This is a genomic window from Gemmobacter sp. LW-1, from assembly GCF_001303875.1.
In the GTDB taxonomy this organism is placed as follows: Bacteria; Pseudomonadota; Alphaproteobacteria; order Rhodobacterales; family Rhodobacteraceae; genus Gemmobacter; species Gemmobacter caeni.
In genome coordinates, this window is sequence record NZ_LJSC01000045.1 from 14,360 (window position 1) to 30,691 (window position 16,332).

17 protein-coding genes are annotated in these 16,332 nt (G+C 64.2%); 5 read left to right on the top strand and 12 right to left on the bottom strand.

Annotated features, from left to right (window positions below; translation table 11 throughout):
* Nucleotides 1-14: 14 nt before the first annotated feature.
* The 3 genes from rpmB to AO684_RS12510 form a co-directional block, all read right to left on the bottom strand.
* Nucleotides 15-302: a 50S ribosomal protein L28 gene (gene rpmB, locus AO684_RS12500; RefSeq protein WP_054303083.1), complete on the bottom strand. Its 288-nt coding sequence runs from the start codon at nt 300-302 to the stop codon at nt 15-17.
* Between the two features lie 149 nt (nt 303-451).
* On the bottom strand, nt 452-1,186 hold the full coding sequence (locus tag AO684_RS12505) for a methylated-DNA--[protein]-cysteine S-methyltransferase (RefSeq protein ID WP_054303084.1): 735 nt from the start codon (nt 1,184-1,186) through the stop codon (nt 452-454).
* A complete protein-coding gene (locus AO684_RS12510; RefSeq protein WP_054303085.1) occupies nt 1,183-1,863 on the bottom strand; it encodes a thiamine diphosphokinase in 681 nt (226 codons plus the stop codon). The genes AO684_RS12505 and AO684_RS12510 overlap by 4 nt, the downstream gene beginning before the upstream one ends.
* Before the next feature lie 137 nt (nt 1,864-2,000).
* Here AO684_RS12510 and AO684_RS12515 point away from each other — a divergent pair, with 137 nt between their 5' ends.
* Complete coding sequence (locus AO684_RS12515) at nt 2,001-4,136, top strand: hypothetical protein (protein ID WP_054303086.1); 2,136 nt, start codon at nt 2,001-2,003, stop codon at nt 4,134-4,136.
* Between the two features lie 92 nt (nt 4,137-4,228).
* Here the strand turns inward: AO684_RS12515 and AO684_RS12520 are convergent, their stop codons facing one another.
* The 3 genes from AO684_RS12520 to AO684_RS12530 form a co-directional block, all read right to left on the bottom strand.
* Nucleotides 4,229-4,456 carry a DUF2842 domain-containing protein gene (locus AO684_RS12520; protein WP_353936518.1) on the bottom strand — a complete coding sequence of 76 codons (228 nt, stop codon included), beginning with the start codon at nt 4,454-4,456 and terminating at the stop codon, nt 4,229-4,231.
* 10 nt (nt 4,457-4,466) lie between these two features.
* On the bottom strand, nt 4,467-5,759 hold the full coding sequence (locus AO684_RS12525; protein WP_054303088.1) for an adenylosuccinate synthase: 1,293 nt from the start codon (nt 5,757-5,759) through the stop codon (nt 4,467-4,469).
* Nucleotides 5,760-5,843: 84 nt separating this feature from the next.
* Complete coding sequence (locus AO684_RS12530; RefSeq protein ID WP_054303089.1) at nt 5,844-7,235, bottom strand: PLP-dependent aminotransferase family protein; 1,392 nt, start codon at nt 7,233-7,235, stop codon at nt 5,844-5,846.
* Between the two features lie 81 nt (nt 7,236-7,316).
* On the opposite strand from AO684_RS12530, the gene AO684_RS12535 reads away from it, so the two are divergent.
* The 3 genes from AO684_RS12535 to AO684_RS12545 all read left to right on the top strand — a co-directional run bounded on the left by AO684_RS12535 (nt 7,317) and on the right by AO684_RS12545 (nt 10,437).
* Complete coding sequence (locus AO684_RS12535; protein ID WP_054303090.1) at nt 7,317-8,027, top strand: pyridoxamine 5'-phosphate oxidase family protein; 711 nt, start codon at nt 7,317-7,319, stop codon at nt 8,025-8,027.
* Between the two features lie 208 nt (nt 8,028-8,235).
* Entirely contained in the window at nt 8,236-8,634 is a 399-nt protein-coding gene (gene secG / locus AO684_RS12540) for a preprotein translocase subunit SecG (RefSeq protein ID WP_054303091.1), read from the top strand.
* A gap of 159 nt (nt 8,635-8,793) precedes the next feature.
* A complete protein-coding gene (locus AO684_RS12545) occupies nt 8,794-10,437 on the top strand; it encodes a CTP synthase (RefSeq protein WP_054303092.1) in 1,644 nt (547 codons plus the stop codon).
* An 18-nt stretch (nt 10,438-10,455) separates the two neighbouring features.
* On the opposite strand, the gene AO684_RS12550 is transcribed toward AO684_RS12545, so the two are convergent.
* From AO684_RS12550 to AO684_RS12560, 3 genes are all read right to left on the bottom strand, one after another.
* Complete coding sequence (locus AO684_RS12550; protein WP_054303093.1) at nt 10,456-10,920, bottom strand: DUF1203 domain-containing protein; 465 nt, start codon at nt 10,918-10,920, stop codon at nt 10,456-10,458.
* 67 nt (nt 10,921-10,987) lie between these two features.
* Entirely contained in the window at nt 10,988-11,374 is a 387-nt protein-coding gene (locus AO684_RS12555; RefSeq protein WP_054303094.1) for an HIT domain-containing protein, read from the bottom strand.
* Between the two features lie 5 nt (nt 11,375-11,379).
* Complete coding sequence (locus tag AO684_RS12560) at nt 11,380-12,957, bottom strand: DUF5928 domain-containing protein (protein WP_054303095.1); 1,578 nt, start codon at nt 12,955-12,957, stop codon at nt 11,380-11,382.
* Nucleotides 12,958-13,104: 147 nt separating this feature from the next.
* On the opposite strand from AO684_RS12560, the gene AO684_RS12565 reads away from it, so the two are divergent.
* Nucleotides 13,105-13,923, top strand: a complete 819-nt coding sequence (locus AO684_RS12565; protein WP_054303096.1) for a sulfotransferase family protein — start codon at nt 13,105-13,107, stop codon at nt 13,921-13,923.
* Nucleotides 13,924-13,959: 36 nt separating this feature from the next.
* Here AO684_RS12565 and AO684_RS12570 read toward each other — a convergent pair whose 3' ends face one another.
* Genes AO684_RS12570 through AO684_RS12580 form a run of 3 tightly spaced genes read right to left on the bottom strand, consistent with a single transcriptional unit; the run spans nt 13,960 to nt 16,262 of the window.
* On the bottom strand, nt 13,960-14,613 hold the full coding sequence (locus AO684_RS12570) for a DUF1523 family protein (protein WP_152968413.1): 654 nt from the start codon (nt 14,611-14,613) through the stop codon (nt 13,960-13,962).
* A 15-nt stretch (nt 14,614-14,628) separates the two neighbouring features.
* A complete protein-coding gene (locus AO684_RS12575; RefSeq protein ID WP_054303097.1) occupies nt 14,629-14,895 on the bottom strand; it encodes a hypothetical protein in 267 nt (88 codons plus the stop codon).
* Entirely contained in the window at nt 14,892-16,262 is a 1,371-nt protein-coding gene (locus AO684_RS12580) for a DUF6638 family protein (RefSeq protein WP_054303098.1), read from the bottom strand. Before AO684_RS12580 ends, AO684_RS12575 begins: the two co-directional genes overlap by 4 nt.
* Nucleotides 16,263-16,332 lie beyond the last annotated feature (70 nt).

Genomic DNA, 16,332 nt, shown 5'->3' on the forward strand with positions numbered 1-16,332 from the left:
GACCGAAGTCAGGATCAGGCGGCAGCCTGAGCCTTCTCGATCTCTTTCTTGATCTTCAGCGCCTTGGCCGAAAGCTCGTCATCCTTGGCTTTCGCGAGGAAAGCATCCAGGCCGCCACGGTGATCGACGGTCCGCAGCGCGGCCGAGGACACGCGCAGCTTGAACGACTGGCCCAGAACGTCCGAGATCAGGGTGACGTCATTCAGGTTCGGCAGGAAGCGCCGTTTGGTCTTGTTGTTGGCGTGGCTGATGTTGTTACCAACCATCGGGCCTTTACCGCTCAGTTCGCAGACGCGCGACATCGTCTTGTTCCTTGTCTTTCGGACCTGTGCCCCGTTGAGCGGCGGCCCGGAGTAACACCCAAAGCGCCCGCAAAGCTGCGGGTACCGAATTCCATCGCAGCCCTTTAGGCGGAAATCCGGTCAGCGTCAAGCGATTCACCGCCCGGAGCCTACGCGCTTTCCAGCCCGAGCAGGTACTGTTTGCGCCACAACCCACCGCCATAGCCGGTCAGGCTGCCGTCCGAGCCCAGGATTCGGTGGCAGGGGATGAGAAGCGCCACCGGATTGGCCCCGTTGGCCGCAGCAGCCGCCCGAACGGCGTCGGGCCTGCCGATCCGGGCCGCAAGATCGGCATATCGGATCGTGACGCCGGGCGGAATACGGCGCAACTCGTGCCAGACCCTGATCTGGAAGGGCGTGCCGAGCGGCGCCAGCGGCAAGTCAGCCGCACCGAAATCTCCGGCGAAATAACGCTGCAAACCATGCGCCAGCCTCTCGGTCATCGTGGATTGCCCCGGAGCGATTCGTCCCTTTGCCGCGCGGGCAAGCGCCCTTACCTCCCGGGCCAGCACCGGGCGCGAGGTGAACTCCAGCAGGCGGACGGCCTGCGCGTCGCAGATCGCCAGCATTTCGCCCAGAGGTGTCGGCAACAAAGCGGCATCCAGCACGACAGGCCCGTCGTCACCGCCGCCCAGCCGCACCAGCGCCCCGGCCAGCCCCGCGTCAAACCCGTTGGCCCGCTGATCCAGCGGGTCGCAATCCGGGCACGGCCGCAATCCGGCCGCAAGGCAGGTAGCGGGGTTGTCAAAGACCTCTGCCCCCTGACGCGGGGCCAGACGACAGCCGGTCCGGCAGAAAACCCCGGCAGCGCCTGCTGCCAACCACCCCGTCGATTCGCCTTTCATGCCACCGCCCCCAGCAGGCCCGTCAAAGCGGCATCCAGACGACCGCGCGGCAGAATCGCCAGCATTCCCGGCCTATCCAGCCGCAATTGCACCGGCCCTTCGGCCACTTCGTTGGAGGTGCCGATCATCCCGTCCGGCGCAAAGGCAATTCCGTCGATAGGCCAGCGCAACCCCGTGCTGCATCCGGAAACCGGCATCATCGGAAACAGCGACAGCCTGTCCCCCGCCCGCAGATTCAGACGAATTTGTGGCGGAACCGCAAAGATTACATCCTCGGGCGTCAGAAGCAGACAAGGCATTGGGTTGGGGCGGGCAGCATGGGCCACCAGCACCGACAGCACCGCAAGCTCATGGTCCATCCGCCCCCCCGTCGCGCCCAGGGCCAGCACGAACGGCGCGCGAATGGATCGCAGCGCCTTGTCGAAATCGGTGGTCATCTGCTCGGTGATCGGGTGCAAGACATCCACCAGCGACTCGCGCGCGCGCGCGGAAACGGAATCGAGGTCACCGATCACGGCCTGCGGCACCACTCCCAGACCCAGCGCCCGGTCAGCCCCACCATCGGCAGCCACAATCACAGGCGCCCGCCGCAGCGCCATCCGCAACTCGGCCAGCCGTACCGGACCGCCCGCGACAAGCGTGACCGGATCGGAGGATTCGACAATGACCGCATTCATGGGGATACTGTTCCGAAATAAGGCAGGCACCGGCGCCACGGGCCATAATCAATCCTTCAAATTACCCCGGTCTGTCCACGGAATTGAGCGGCCGGAAGGTAAATTGGGGTCATAGGTTAGTAGAAGGCGAGCATCCGATGGTCGGAGCAAGTAAAATTCTTACGGTGTCCTATGGCACGTTTTCCTGCACGCTGGAGGGATTCGACGACCCCTTCAACACGATGAAGGCGATTGCCGAGTATTTCCGTGATCTCGCCGCCGAAGACCGCTATTTCGGCGCCGAACCGCCAACCCCCGATGCGGCGATGCTGCACCGGATTGCCGAACGCGAGATCCAGCGCCGGGTCGAGGCAAAGATCCAGGAGAACGGCGTGATCCTGCGGGCAGGCGATTCCGATATCCCGGCCAAGGCCGCGATCAGCGCACCCGTTGCCTCCGCACCTGCCGCGCCGGCGCCTCAGGTTGCCGCCGAGGAGACGCCTCCTGCCCCGAGAGCGGCAGAACCTGAGCCCGCGCCGCAATCGGAAAGCGTTGCCGCCAAGCTTTCGCGCATCCGCCGCGCCGTGGCCGAAGCCAAGGTGCCTGCCGCTGCCGTGGTAACGGCCGCGCCCGCTGCTGCCGAATATTTCGAGAATGAGGCCGCAGAGGATGTGCCGGCGACCCCGGTTGCGGAATTGCCTGTCGACGACGTGGTGGTGGAAGATGCTCTGGCCCTGTCTGACCCCGACATGGCCGATCTCGCCCTGCCCGAGCCCGCCGAAATCGAAGATGTGGCCGAATCGGTGGCTGAGCCGGTCGTGGATGACAGCGAAGATTTCACCTCGCCCGAACCCGAAGCCGATTTCGGCGCCGAAGATGCACTGCTGGCCAATCTGGCGGGTCTCGATACGCATGTCGACGAAGACGCCGCTGCTGCGCAAGCCTCCGAAGTTTCTGACGAACAGCCCGAAGACATCCTCGCCGCCCTGCAAGTCGAGGCAGAAGCCGAGATTCCGGCAGAGCCCGAGATGGCCCGTGACAGCGATGACGAAGCGGATGACGGCGATGATCTTGATGATCTGCTGGCAAAGCTGAACGCACCTGCCACCGCCCCGGCAGCGAATCTGGCTGACAGCCTGGATGACGATGATTTCCTGTCGGAGGACGAGGAGGAGATCACGCCGGACGCCGCGCCGGAGCCGGAAGCCCAGACAGAACCTGCCGAGGCTGCGACCGCCCCTGAAGCGGCCGAACTGCAAGAAGATGAAACCGGCGGCACCGCTTCGGAACGTATCCAGCGCGCTCGTGCCCGTGTCATCCGCATCCGCCGCACGACGCCGCAACCCGCCGACGATGCCGAAGAGGTGACGGAAGCCACCGCCCGGCCCGCCGAGGAGGACGCCCCGCTGTCGCCCGAGGCCGAAGCCGATCTGCTGCGCGAACTTGGCGAAGTCGAAGCGGAACTCGGCGCAGAAACGCCCGATCTGCCGCCGCCGAGCGCCCCCGTGCCGCATGAACCTACCGCCATTCGCCCCGTCCGGCCGGTACGTCCGGCGATTGCCCCGCGCCGCAACGCGCTGGCAGACGTCGAACCCGAAGGCGAGGCTGCTATGTCACGGCTGATTGCCGAGACGAACAACCAGATGCAGGGGGCGGAGAATCGCCGTCGCCTGTCGGCCATCGCCCATCTCAAGGCCGCCGTGGCCGCCACCGTGGCCGAGCGCCGCGCCGGGGCTGCCAAGCCGGTGAACGATACCGAACGGCAAGATCCCTATCGCGAGGATTTGTCCCGCATCGTACGTCCGTCCGCCCCGAACGCGACCCGGCCCAGCCCGCTGGTTCTGGTTTCGGAACAGCGCATAGACCGCGCGCCGGTGGCCGAACCTGCGCCGCGCCCGGCCGAGGTTGGCCCGATCCGTCCGCGCCGCATCGCGGGTTCCGCCGCCCTGGCCGAAGAAGAAGATGACGAGCTGGAGAACGAGGACAACCTCTTCGCCGACACCCGTGGCTTCGCGGAATTTGCAGAACGCCTTGGTGCGCAGGATCTGGGGGCGCTTCTGGAGGCCGCCGCCGCCTATGCCGCCTGTGTCGAGGGCCGCCCGCAATTCACCCGGCCACAGATCATGCGGCAGGTCGCCAGCCTCTCGGACTCCGAATCGAGCCTGCGCGAGGACAGCCTGCGCAGCTTCGGGACGCTGCTGCGCACCGGCCGTATCGTGAAGGTCCGCCGGGGCCAGTATGCACTGGCAGAAGATTCGCACTATCTGGCCGAGGCCCGCAAACTGGTGGGTTGAGCCTAAGGCTCACCCCCTTTTCCGGGTCCGACGGGCTGCCACCCTCCCCGGACAGGCGAAAGGCGGAAGGTTTCCCTTCCGCCTTTCCCTTTTCAGTCGTCCTGTGCCGGGGGCGCATCCGGGTCAGCCTGGCCGATCCCCCTGAAGATGAACCTGAATGGCAGCATCCACAGGAAGCCGAGCCCGACATAGACCAGAAACTCCACCCAGATCGGCGGCCGGTCCAGTGCCCCCATGATCCCCCAGACCGCGCCAATATAAAACGGCAGACCGACCAGAAGGATCACCAGCGCAAGGCGCTTGCGGACGCGATAGCCCATAGCCACCGGATCAATCCTCGAAAGGATCGGTGACGAGGATGGTGTCGTCCCGTTCCGGGCTGGTCGACAGCATCGCCACCGGGCAACCGATCAGCTCTTCGACACGGCGAACGTATTTGATCGCGGCGCCCGGCAGATCGGCCCAGCTGCGCGCGCCTTCGGTCGATTCGCTCCAGCCCTCGATTTCCTCGTAGACCGGGGTGCAGCGGGCCTGCTGGTCGGCGGCCGTCGGCAGGTAATCCAGCGCCTGCCCGTCCAGCATATAGCCCGTGCAGATCTTGATCGTCTCGAACCCGTCCAGCACGTCGAGCTTGGTCAGCGCGATGCCGTTGATGCCGGAAATCGCGCAGGTCTGCCGCACCAGCGCCGCATCGAACCAGCCGCAGCGGCGCTTGCGCCCGGTCACGGTGCCGAATTCATGGCCACGGGTGCCCAGACGCTCGCCATCGGCATCATGCAGCTCGGTCGGGAACGGGCCTTCGCCCACGCGGGTGGTATAGGCTTTCACGATCCCCAGAACGAAGTCGATGGCATTCGGCCCAAGACCCACGCCCGTCGCCGCCTGCCCCGCGATCACGTTCGACGAGGTGACATAGGGATAGGTGCCAAAGTCGATGTCCAGCAACGAACCCTGCGCGCCTTCGAACAGGATGCGTTTGCCCGCGCGGCGCAGCTCGTTCATCACTTTCCAGACCGGCGCGGCATATTGCAGGATCTCGCCCGCGATGGCGTTCAGCGCGGCGATCAGCGCATCACGGTCCACCGGCTCCAGCCCCAAACCGGCGCGCAGCGCATTGTGATGCACCAGCGCCCGGTCGACGCGCAGTTCCAGCGTCGCCTGATCGGCCAGATCGGCGACACGGATCACCCGCCGCCCCACCTTGTCCTCATAACACGGCCCGATCCCACGCCCGGTGGTGCCGATTTTGCCCACCGCGACCTGCGCCTCTCGCGCGCGGTCCAGTTCGCCATGATAGGGCATGATGAGCGGGGTGTTTTCCGCGATCATCAGCGTCTCGGGGGTGATGGTCACGCCCTGCTCGCGGATCTTGGCGATCTCTGACACCAGATGCCAGGGGTCCAGCACCACGCCATTGCCAATGACCGACAGCTTGCCGCCGCGCACCACACCCGAGGGCAGCGCATTCAGCTTGTAGACCTTGCCGTCGATGACGAGCGTATGGCCCGCGTTGTGGCCGCCCTGAAACCGCGCGATCACATCGGCGCGCTCGCTCAGCCAGTCAACGATCTTGCCTTTTCCCTCGTCGCCCCATTGGGCACCGACGACGACGACATTGGCCATGTCCAGACTCCTTCGGAGGTGTGAAACCGGCGCCGGTATATAGAGGCCGCGCGCGCGATGACAGCAGAAAATGCCCGCTGCACCTCAGGTCAGACCAGCCGCCGCCAGACCGCGCCGCACTGCCGCCGCCAGCGTTTCGGGCTCGTGGCCGGAAAAGCCGATGACCAGCCCCTTGCGACCGCCGGGCTGTATCGACATCGCAGAAAGCGACCGCGCGCCAAGCCCTGCGGCCCGGGCCTGGCCCGCCAGTCGCAGATCGTCGGTGGTATCGGACAGCGCCACGACCAGATGCAGGCCCTGCTCGGGGATGCGGACACGATGCCCTGCCGCCGCGAGTTCGGATACCAGCGCATCCCGCGCCGCCCGCACCCGTCGCCGCGCGCGTTTCAGATGCTGCGCGAAATGGCCCGCAGCCAGAAACTCGGCCATTGCCGCCTGCGTCAGTGCCGAAGGCGCCCGGTCGGCCCGCCCGCGCAGTGCAATCACCGGCGCCAGCAGTGGCTCGGGCAAAACCATATAGCCCAGCCGCAGCCCCGGCATCAGCGCTTTCGAAAAGGTGCCGACATAGATCACCCGGCCCCGCCCATCCATGCCCTGCATCGCGGCCAGGGGCGGCCCGGCAAAGCGGAACTCGCTGTCATAATCATCCTCGACGACCCAGGCACCGGCCTCTGCCGCCCAGTCCAGAAGCGCCAGACGCCGCCGCATGGTCAAAACCACCCCCAGCGGAAACTGGTGCGAGGGCGTGACATAGGCCGCCCGCGCCCCGGCACAAAGTACCCGCCCCGCCGCGACATCCAGCCCCTCGTCATCCACCGGCACCGGCACCAGCCGTTGCGCCGCGAACGCCGCCTTGGCCGAAGGATAACCCGGATCTTCCATCCAGACCGGATCACCGGGCGCCAGCACCGCCCGCGCCACCAGATCCAGCGCCCCTTGTGCCCCGGAGGTGATCACCACTTGCGCCGGGTCCAGCCGCAACCCCCGCGCCGCACGCAGATAGGCGGCGACCTCGGCCCGCAATGTCGCATCGCCCTGCGGATCGCCATAATGGAACAGCGCTGCCGGTGGCCGCGCCAGAACCCGCGCAAGGATGGCCCGCAGGCGTTCAAGACTTTGCGGATCGGGAAATCCCAGACCCAGATCGCCCGGCAGGTCGCGCGCCACAAAGACCGGAGGCACCGGCGCCGGACCCGCCGGCACCAGGCACGGCACCGCCTCGGCCACGAATGTGCCAGACCCGACCTTTGCCTCGGTGAAGCCCTCGGCCGCCAGCATCTCGAACGCCGCCACCACCGCCCCGCGCGCCACCCCCAGCCGCGCCGCCAGATCGCGCGTGGGCGGCAGTTTGGTGCCCGACGGCAGGGCACCCTCCTCGATCCGCTGCCGAAGAGCCGCATATATCGCCCGTGCCCTCGGTCCCTGCTCTGGCAGAATGGGCATCAGCGCCGACCAGTCCGGCCTATTGGTCTGCATAATTTTCCTCTGATTGGATCTCTGCCAAACCAATTCTGCCCCTTACATCTGCTGCAAACAACCGGCTTCGACAGGTAGACCATGACCGCCCCCTACACCCCCGGCCCGCGCAGCCGCATCAAACGCAACCCCAAACGCGGCAGCTATGACCGGGCCACCGTCCACGCGATCCTCGACAGCGCTATGCTGGCTCATGTCGCTTATACGATCGACGGCCTGCCCTATTGCACGCCCACGATCCACTGGCGCGATGGGGAAACGCTTTACTGGCATGGCTCCTCCGCCAGCCGCATGCTGCGCGCCCAGGGCCCCGGACTGCCGGTCTGCGTTACCGTCACCCATCTGGACGGGCTGGTGCTGGCCCGTTCGGCCTTCAACCATTCTGCCAACTTCCGTTGCGCCATGGTCTTTGGCAAAGCTCACCTTGTCGACGACGCGGCGGAAAAGGAACGCGCCCTCTACGCTGTGACAGACCGCCTGTTCCCCGGCCGCAATGCCGAATTGCGCCCGATGACCACACAGGAAATCAAGGCCACCTCCGTCGTCCGCATGGAGATAGAGGAAGCCAGCGCCAAAGTGCGCGGCGTCAATGTCGGCGATGACGAGGAGGATGGCATCTGGCCGGTCTGGGCCGGGGTGATCCCGGTGACGACGGTGATCGGCCACCCCGAACCCTCGCCCGTCCTTCCCGACACCATACCCCTGCCCGCACATCTGAGCGCCTTCGCAGCGGGACGCGCCCTTGATACCGCCCTGCAAGACAGCTTCACCCGCTGGCAGGAAGAAAGCTGAGCGCCGTTCGCCGTCCTGCCCGGCCTCTGCTGCCTGCTTCTTGTCCAAATACTCAATCAACACCGCCATCCCGAACGCCTTCGGGGTGGCGAACCCGGCACAATCACACCTGACGGGCACAACACCGCCCCCTGCGGCACACCTGTGCCCTTGCGCCCTTGGCCCCTTCCGCCTAGATAGGCGCGTCAGCACCGAAAACGGCGGGACCATGCAAAACGTCATCCTCACCATCCATCTGATCCTCGCGCTCCTGCTCATCGGCGTCGTGTTGTTGCAGCGGTCGGAGGGTGGCGGCCTTGGCATGGGTGGCGGCGGCGGTGGGGTCGTTTCGGCCCGCGGCGCGGCCAACGCCCTGACGAAGCTGACCTGGATCTTTGCGACGGCTTTTATCGTGACCTCGCTCACGCTGACGATCATGGCAGCGCGTCAGGCCGACGGTGGCTCGGTTATCGACCAGATCGGCGGCTCTGCCCCGGCAAAAGCCCCGGCTGAGCAACAGCCTGCCTCGCCCCTTGGCACCGATCTGCTGCCGCCCGGCACCACCGATGCGCCGCTTACGCCGCCGCGCGCCGATCAGCCGGTCGAAGCCCCCGCGCAGAACAACTGACGGTCACTAATCCTAGGCATATCGCCGCGGCTGCAAACAGCATCTAGCGGGCCTGTTGCGCTTTGCCGAAAATCCGGCTAAGCCATGGCTCCCGTGATGCTGCGATTCCGATGTTGCGAATCGCCTTACCTTTCGAGCGTTTCACGGGAGACCCGCACAATGGCACGTTACATCTTCATCACCGGCGGTGTGGTGTCCTCGCTCGGCAAGGGGCTTGCCTCTGCGGCGCTTGGGGCGCTGTTGCAGGCGCGGGGCTATTCGGTGCGGCTGCGCAAGCTCGATCCCTATCTGAACGTCGATCCGGGCACCATGTCGCCGTTTGAACATGGCGAGGTCTTCGTGACCGACGATGGCGCCGAAACCGACCTCGATCTTGGCCATTACGAACGCTTCACCGGCGTTTCGGCCCGCAAGACCGATTCCATCTCTTCCGGCCGGATCTATTCCAATGTGCTGGAGAAGGAACGCCGGGGCGATTACCTCGGCAAGACGATCCAGGTGATTCCCCACGTCACCAACGAGATCAAGGATTTCCTCCGCATTGGCGAGGAAGAGGTCGATTTCATGCTGTGTGAAATCGGCGGCACGGTGGGCGACATCGAGGGCCTGCCCTTCTTCGAGGCGATCCGCCAGTTCATCCACGAACGCCCGCGCGGCCAGTGCATCCTGATGCACCTGACGCTGCTGCCCTATCTTGCGGCCAGCGGCGAGCTGAAGACCAAGCCGACCCAGCACAGCGTGAAAGAGTTGCAATCCATCGGCCTTGCCCCCGATGTGCTGGTCTGCCGGTCGGAACATCCGATCCCGGAAAAGGAACGCGCCAAGATCGCGCTGTTCTGCAACGTGCGCCCGGAATCGGTGATCCCGGCCTATGACCTGAAAACCATCTACGAGGCGCCGCTGGCCTATCATCGCGAGGGGCTGGACCAGGCGGTGCTGGATGCCTTCGGCATCGCCCCGGCGCCCCGCCCGAATCTTGCCCGCTGGGAAGACGTGATGGACCGTCTGACCCATGCCGAGGGTGAGGTGCGCATCGCCATCGTCGGCAAATACACCCAGTTGGAAGATGCCTACAAATCCATTGCCGAGGCGCTGACCCACGGCGGCATGGCCAACCGGACCCGCGTGAAAGCCGAATGGATCGACAGCGAGATCTTCGAACGCGAAGACCCCGCCCCGCATCTGGAACGTTTCCAGGCCATCCTCGTGCCCGGCGGCTTTGGCGAACGCGGCACCGAAGGCAAGATTCGCGCCGCGCAATATGCCCGTGAGAAGGGCCTCCCCTATCTGGGCATCTGCCTTGGCATGCAGATGGCGGTGATCGAGGCCGCGCGCAATCTGGCCGGGATGACCGATGCAGGTTCCGAGGAGTTTGACCACGAGGCCGGCGCAAAGCGGTTCACTCCGGTGGTCTATCACCTGAAGGAATGGGTGCAGGGCAATCACAAGGTCGAACGCAAGGTCGGTGACGACAAGGGCGGCACCATGCGGCTTGGCGCCTATAACGCCAGCCTCAAGGATGGCTCCAATGTCGCCCGCGTCTATGGCGCAACCGAGATCGAGGAACGCCACCGCCACCGCTACGAGGTGGATATCCGCTACAAGGACAAGCTGGAAAGCTGTGGGCTGATCTTCTCGGGTATGTCGCCCGATGGCCGTCTGCCGGAAATCGTTGAGGTGAAGGACCACCCGTGGTTCATCGGCGTGCAGTTCCACCCGGAACTGAAATCGAAGCCCTTCGCCCCGCATCCGCTGTTCGCCGATTTCGTGCGCGCGGCGGTCGAGGTCAGCCGACTGGTCTGACCTCGTGCGGCCTGCCGCTCAGGCCCGGTCGATCCGGCACTGGTAGCAATTGTTCCGGGCCGACCGGACATGCAGATAGGCGATGCGCGGATCATCCAGCCGTGCCTCCGCCTCGGCGATCAGGCGATCGGTCGGGACCACCGCGCCCGTGCCATAGACGATACGGTCGTCATGGCCGTAGCCCCGGATGATGTAATCCGGCGAGGCCAGCATTGCGGGCAGATCCGCCCCGCCGCCCTGATGGCAATCTTCCGCACACAGAAAGATCGGCCCGCATTCGGCATAGGGCTGCATGACCGGGAAGGGCCGATGCGCCAGCACCAGCATCGGCGCACCTTCGGGGATCATGCTCAGGCAATGGCGGCAGGGGTTGCCGCTGCCCTGCGCGATATGGCGCTCCGGCGCCATATGGTTGGCATCTGCACCGCCCGCTTGCAGGCGGCGCACGGTTTCGGTGGCAAGGGCTGTGAAGTGTATCGGCATGGGTCTCCTCCGGGGTTTTGGCCAGACTGACGTCTGGCAGCCCCGGAAACGACCCGAAGTCTGCGCATTAGCCCTCGGCGCGCGCCACCATCCGCCCCATGGGGCGGCCCCCCAGGATATGCAGGTGGAAATGCGGGACTTCCTGCACGCCATGCTCCCCGGCATTGGTGATGGCGCGGAACCCCTCGCCCCCCTCGCCCGGCTGAATGCCCAGCAGCGCACAGACCTTGGCCACCGTGCGGTGGAAATCCGCGATCTCGGCATCCGAGGCGTCGCGGGCAAAGTGATCGTAGGTCACATAGGCGCCTTTCGGGATCACCAGCACATGCACCGGCGCCTGCGGTGCGATGTCGTGGAAGGCCAGCGTATGCGCGGTTTCCAGCACCGTCCGGTTGGGAATCTCGCCACGCAGGATACGGGCGAAGATGTTCTGCGGGTCATAGGTGTAGGGCATCGGTTTCAGTCCACGAACAGATAATGGGTTTCTGCGATTTCTTGCGCCTTGCCGCGCGACACACCCAGAAAGGCGGCCAGCGGTCCGGCATTATCCTCTACCGTGGCAGCCTGCCGGATACGATGGAAATTCTCGAAATCCGCGTCGCGGATACGGTCGCTTTCAAAGCGCACGTCATAGCGGATGGTCGGCAGCAGCCGGTCCAGAACCTCTTGTGGCGTCCTGTCCCCTGCCAGCCCCACCCGCCGGGCGTGGCCCAGAAGATAGTCGTCGGTAAAGTCGCATTCGATTTCCAGCAGCCGCACGTTAGAGCGGTCATTGTAGAAATCCTGCATCAGCTCCACATTCGCGGGGTCGATGCACAGCACCAGCTTGTCGGTATCCCAGTAATCGAACAGCATCCGCACCAGCGCCCGGCGATGGCGCGTGCGCTTTTCCAGCGTCGACTGGATTCCGCCCAGATCGGGCAACGGGGTCGATGCCTCGCTGAACACATAATCCACCGCCGCCAGCCCGGTAACATCGCGGATGCGCTGCACCAGCCGCTTGGCAACGTGCCATTTCTTGCAGGTGACAATCAGCAACGTGCGTTCGCGTCCAAGGCTCGCCTCGGTCTCCCAGAAGCGCGGAGCGAAACGACGGCCGATCCGGCCTCGGCCAGTCAGAAACTTGTAGAGGCTGCGCCCCTCGTTCGACACCGGGAAATGCACCCCTTCGGAGGTGTACAGGTTGCCCAGCCGCTCTTTCAGCTCCTGCGCATCGACCGAGATCTTGCGGGCGAACAGATAATCCTGCGCGATCAGAAGATCATACTGATCGTTGTAGAAGTTCACCGGCATTCCGTAGTCAGTGAACATCAGGAAGGTAAGCGTCCGGGTGCGGATTTCCTCGTGCGGGACCAGATGGCGCACCAGCGTCTGAAAGAAGGTTTCATCGGGAATCCAGGTGGTGCGGAAGAATCGCATCACATCCTTCCGCTTGCGGCAGAAATCCAGAATCCATTCCACCGTGCGGCGGCGCAGGCACCACCACTGGCTGCCGATCTGGATGGTCAGATCCTCGGGGATCGTCCGCTCCAGCCCGAATTTCTGCTGTAGCCCCATCGAGGTGTAGAACAGCCATTTCTGGGTCCGTTCGTTGAACCAGTGGCGGTAGATCAGCCGCTCGCCCTTGATGCCGGTCTTGATCCAGTCCGAAGAGAAGAAATCGAAGCTCTCGATGTAGTCGGCTTCTTCACGATCCAGGAAATCATGGGCATATTCGGCGGTCTTGATCGGCATGCAGTCGCCCGACAGCATGTAGAAATGCGTCGCGCGCGGAAAATCCTCGACCGCCGCGCGCACTGCCTGCAACGAGGCATCGACCAGGCTCCACTCCCCCCAGCCGCATTTGAGCCGCTTCCGCGCGAAGGTCACCGAGGGGTTGTTCGCCAGCGCGGAACGGATCTGGTCAAAATCCTCCCGCTTCGCGCGGGCATCGAAATGGATCGAGATATAGTCACCAGCCGCCGTCAGGCGCTGCGCCTGAGCGATGATCCCTTCAGGGTCCTTGTGGCACAACAAAATATAGGCAATCTTTGCCATGCAGGAAACCTGACCCCGATGCTATTCGTCACTGTTTCCATAAAATGCTTTACTGGTCATTGAAAAGACAGTGTTTGTTTGCTTTTTGTGACGAGTAAGACAGAAGCCCCGCCGCCGCGGGGCGAAAGGTGTTTGGAGGCGTGGCCGATGGGGTTCCCGGGAACCTGGATGACGGAAAGCGAAAGTGTGGTGTATCGGGTCGTGCCCAAGTGTGCCTGCTCGTCCATCGGGCAGATCATGTTCTATTCCGACCATGGCAAGTTCTTCGACGGCGACATCCACGATTCGACCAAGGGCCTCCACAAATGGAGCCAGGAGGCCAGCCAACCCCTGATCGAGGCGAATGTGAAGGGGCACAAGAGCTATGCCTTCACCTGCGTGCGCAACCCCTATACCCGCATCCTGTCGAGCTTCTTCGACAAGATCTGCGGCATCCAGCGCAATGGCAAACGCTATCGCGGCAACCTTGTACCGCTTCTGATCCAGAAATACGGCATCGAGGTCGGTGGCGACGATGGCAAACAGGAGTTCGACCAGATCGCGAGCTTCCGCCGCTTCCTGCTGTTCGCGCGCGATACGATCCGCTGGCGCAAACCGATGGAGCCGGACATCCACTGGTCGGCGATGTCGGGCCATATCTCGACCTTCATCGTCAACGGCGGCCAGTATGACCACATCTTCTTCACCGAAAAATTCGATGAAGGCATGCAGGTCGTGCTGGACAACATCAAGAGCAAGAAAAAGGTCAACCTGAAGAAGATCCCGAAGTTCAACGAAAGCGAGGGGCATGGCCCCAAGCGGTTGCACCCGGTGGAAGACTACTTCGATGACCTGTCGCGCCATCTGGTCTGGGAAATCTACAAGCGCGATTTCCAGCTGTTCAAATACGATTTCGACAATCCGGGCAACAAGATGCCGATTGGCGAGATTGACCTGGACGAGGTTCACGCCAAGCTCGGCGACTGAGCAGGACGCCGGGGGCCAAGGCCCCCGGCCCTACCGTCATTTCCTGCCGAACAACCGCCCCCAGAAGCCCCGCGCCCGGTCCCGCGCCGCATCGGCCCGCGCATCCACCGCATCCAGCGTGTTGTTCAGATCATCCATTGCCGGTTCGATCATCCGCTCCTTGAACTGGGCCCACATGCGCCACAGCATCAGGACCAGCAGACCCAGCAGCACCAGAACCACGATGTTCACCCAGGGGATCAGCCGCACATCCGGCCCCGCGACGGCCTTGATCTTCACCGCATTGGGATAGATCGAGAAGATCGGCAGCCGCCAGCCGTAATGCGTGACCGCCACCCATTCCGGCTTGTCCTTGGGCGAGATGGCATTGGTCGCCTCGGCCTGAAGGTTGGAGCTGTCGTATTTGAAATAGGGCGGCCAGATCCAGCCGGTATCCTCGTTGCGATAGACCATCGGCCCACCATCGGGATAGACCGCCTCGATGAAACGGATGTCACGCCGGTCCACCGTATTGGTGGTCGTGCCGCTGTCGGGCGAGGCGTAGAAGATCGAGTTCGCCCCCACTTCGGTCAGCCGGTTGTAGGTGCCGGTGATCCGCACGATATCCCGCTGCGGCAAAGTGTAGTGCAGGAAGGCCGCCACGATGATCAGCACCGTGATGCGGAAGCCCCATTTGATATATTTCCACATGCCAAGGGCACTCCTTCAGTCGTAATTCACGAAATAGATGGCCAGTGCCATGCCGATCATCGGCAGGATATAAACCAGCCAGACGAGCTTCAGCTTCAGGCTGCGCCCGTAGTCCTTCATCTGCGCTTCGACCCAGGCATCGCGGTCGCCCGTCATCGCCTCGGCCTCGAACTGCTTTTCCAGCCTCTCGCGCCGGGTGGACCGGAAGTAGATCTTCAGCAGCCAGTAGAAGGCCGTCAGGACGACAAGGCCAAGAAGCCAGGCCCGCAGAATACCGATCATCCCCTCCCCCTCACCGCCCCCCAGGGCCCGACACGTTGCAACAGATCGGGCGCCGGTTTCGGCCCCTCACGCATTTCCGGGCGCTGCAACTCATCCATCCCCGGCTCCGGCCCGAACAGCGCGCGTCGGGCACCCTGCCGGTCCACCAGATACTCCCGCTCCAGAAAATCCGCCACATATTGCCGCTTGCGGTCGCTCCAGCCGCGGTAGCTGTCGTAGAACAGTTCCTTGTGGGTGATGTAAAGCTGCCGCACGTCCAACGGCGCCAGCTCGGCCAGAAGCATGTTCACCAGATCGCGCAGCCGCCCCGGCCTTGCCCGCAACGTATAGAAATAGGCCGGATGTTCCGAGGTGAGCCGCGGCCAGTCCCCCGCCCCTTCCACCCAGCGCAGCAGCGCGCCCAACCCCTGAAACTCCGCCGGCAGCGCCGCACCCAGCCGATGCGCGATCTTGCGCAGATCGGCCCGCGTCGCCTGCCCCAGATCAAGGTTCAGCGCGTCTGCCGCATCGACCAGAATGAAATCCATCTTCTGCCGCAGGATCGCCGCCACATCGGTGCCCCGCGCCTGCACGATGGGTTCGACCAGCTTGTTCCGCTCCAGCCAATCGGCAATCGCGTTCCGGTCCCCCAGATCCATCACCGGCGCCACTGGCAGGGCGCCGAGCCCCGCTTTCGGCGCGCGTGTGATTACCCCCGGAAAGGCCAGGTCGCGGAAGATATACAGGCCGCCGAAATGCGCGGTCCAGAAATCAGGCTGTTCAAAGCTCATGGCGGGCAACGAGATTGGAACCCGCGTCACATCGCCAGTCTTTTTGGCAAGTTCGATCATCTGCGCGATCAGCACATCGTCGCGCCAGCCTTCCGGCTCGCGCCGGAACCGATCCACCAGCGCGGCAAGCTTGCCCGCATCGCGCACATGGCCGCCGATGGTGTCGGCCTGCACCGTCACCCGCCGCATGTCGAACAGCCGCGCCGGGGTGGACACCTCGTAAACGCTGTTCTCCAACTCTCCGGCCACCGCATCGCGTGCGGTCAGCGCGAACAACTGCGCCTCGTTCGCCTCGATGAACTGTTGCAGGATGCCGCGCGATGTTGAAAACCTGATATGCAGCAGCGGCGCCGTTTTCTGCGCCGTGGTCAGCAGGATGAACTGCCGGTTGCAGCCATTGGGGTTGAGATAAAGATCATCTCCCAGCTCATCGCCGATCTCCGGCGCATAGCCGGAAATGTCGATGTGAAAATCGGTCAGCGCCGTGTCCTTCCCCGTCAGATGCCGCAACGCGCGCCGGTAACGCTCCACCAGCGCGGGCGAGGAGACCTCGACCAGATTGCCGAACATCAGGCCCTTTTCAATCAGCCGCCGCACCGCAACCCGCTCCTTTCATCTGTTCCCAAATATCCCGGGGCGCTCCGCAGGCGCGGGGGCAGGGCCCCCA

What these genes read in the sequence shown, in the direction of transcription:
- rpmB (WP_054303083.1), bottom strand. Translation starts at nt 302, where the DNA reads ATGTCGCGCGTCTGCGAACTGAGCGGTAAAGGCCCGATGGTTGGTAAC.
- AO684_RS12505 (WP_054303084.1), bottom strand. Translation starts at nt 1,186, where the DNA reads ATGAAAGGCGAATCGACGGGGTGGTTGGCAGCAGGCGCTGCCGGGGTT.
- AO684_RS12510 (WP_054303085.1), bottom strand. Translation starts at nt 1,863, where the DNA reads ATGAATGCGGTCATTGTCGAATCCTCCGATCCGGTCACGCTTGTCGCG.
- AO684_RS12515 (WP_054303086.1), top strand. Translation starts at nt 2,001, where the DNA reads ATGGTCGGAGCAAGTAAAATTCTTACGGTGTCCTATGGCACGTTTTCC.
- AO684_RS12520 (WP_353936518.1), bottom strand. Translation starts at nt 4,456, where the DNA reads ATGGGCTATCGCGTCCGCAAGCGCCTTGCGCTGGTGATCCTTCTGGTC.
- AO684_RS12525 (WP_054303088.1), bottom strand. Translation starts at nt 5,759, where the DNA reads ATGGCCAATGTCGTCGTCGTCGGTGCCCAATGGGGCGACGAGGGAAAA.
- AO684_RS12530 (WP_054303089.1), bottom strand. Translation starts at nt 7,235, where the DNA reads ATGCAGACCAATAGGCCGGACTGGTCGGCGCTGATGCCCATTCTGCCA.
- AO684_RS12535 (WP_054303090.1), top strand. Translation starts at nt 7,317, where the DNA reads ATGACCGCCCCCTACACCCCCGGCCCGCGCAGCCGCATCAAACGCAAC.
- secG (WP_054303091.1), top strand. Translation starts at nt 8,236, where the DNA reads ATGCAAAACGTCATCCTCACCATCCATCTGATCCTCGCGCTCCTGCTC.
- AO684_RS12545 (WP_054303092.1), top strand. Translation starts at nt 8,794, where the DNA reads ATGGCACGTTACATCTTCATCACCGGCGGTGTGGTGTCCTCGCTCGGC.
- AO684_RS12550 (WP_054303093.1), bottom strand. Translation starts at nt 10,920, where the DNA reads ATGCCGATACACTTCACAGCCCTTGCCACCGAAACCGTGCGCCGCCTG.
- AO684_RS12555 (WP_054303094.1), bottom strand. Translation starts at nt 11,374, where the DNA reads ATGCCCTACACCTATGACCCGCAGAACATCTTCGCCCGTATCCTGCGT.
- AO684_RS12560 (WP_054303095.1), bottom strand. Translation starts at nt 12,957, where the DNA reads ATGGCAAAGATTGCCTATATTTTGTTGTGCCACAAGGACCCTGAAGGG.
- AO684_RS12565 (WP_054303096.1), top strand. Translation starts at nt 13,105, where the DNA reads ATGGGGTTCCCGGGAACCTGGATGACGGAAAGCGAAAGTGTGGTGTAT.
- AO684_RS12570 (WP_152968413.1), bottom strand. Translation starts at nt 14,613, where the DNA reads ATGTGGAAATATATCAAATGGGGCTTCCGCATCACGGTGCTGATCATC.
- AO684_RS12575 (WP_054303097.1), bottom strand. Translation starts at nt 14,895, where the DNA reads ATGATCGGTATTCTGCGGGCCTGGCTTCTTGGCCTTGTCGTCCTGACG.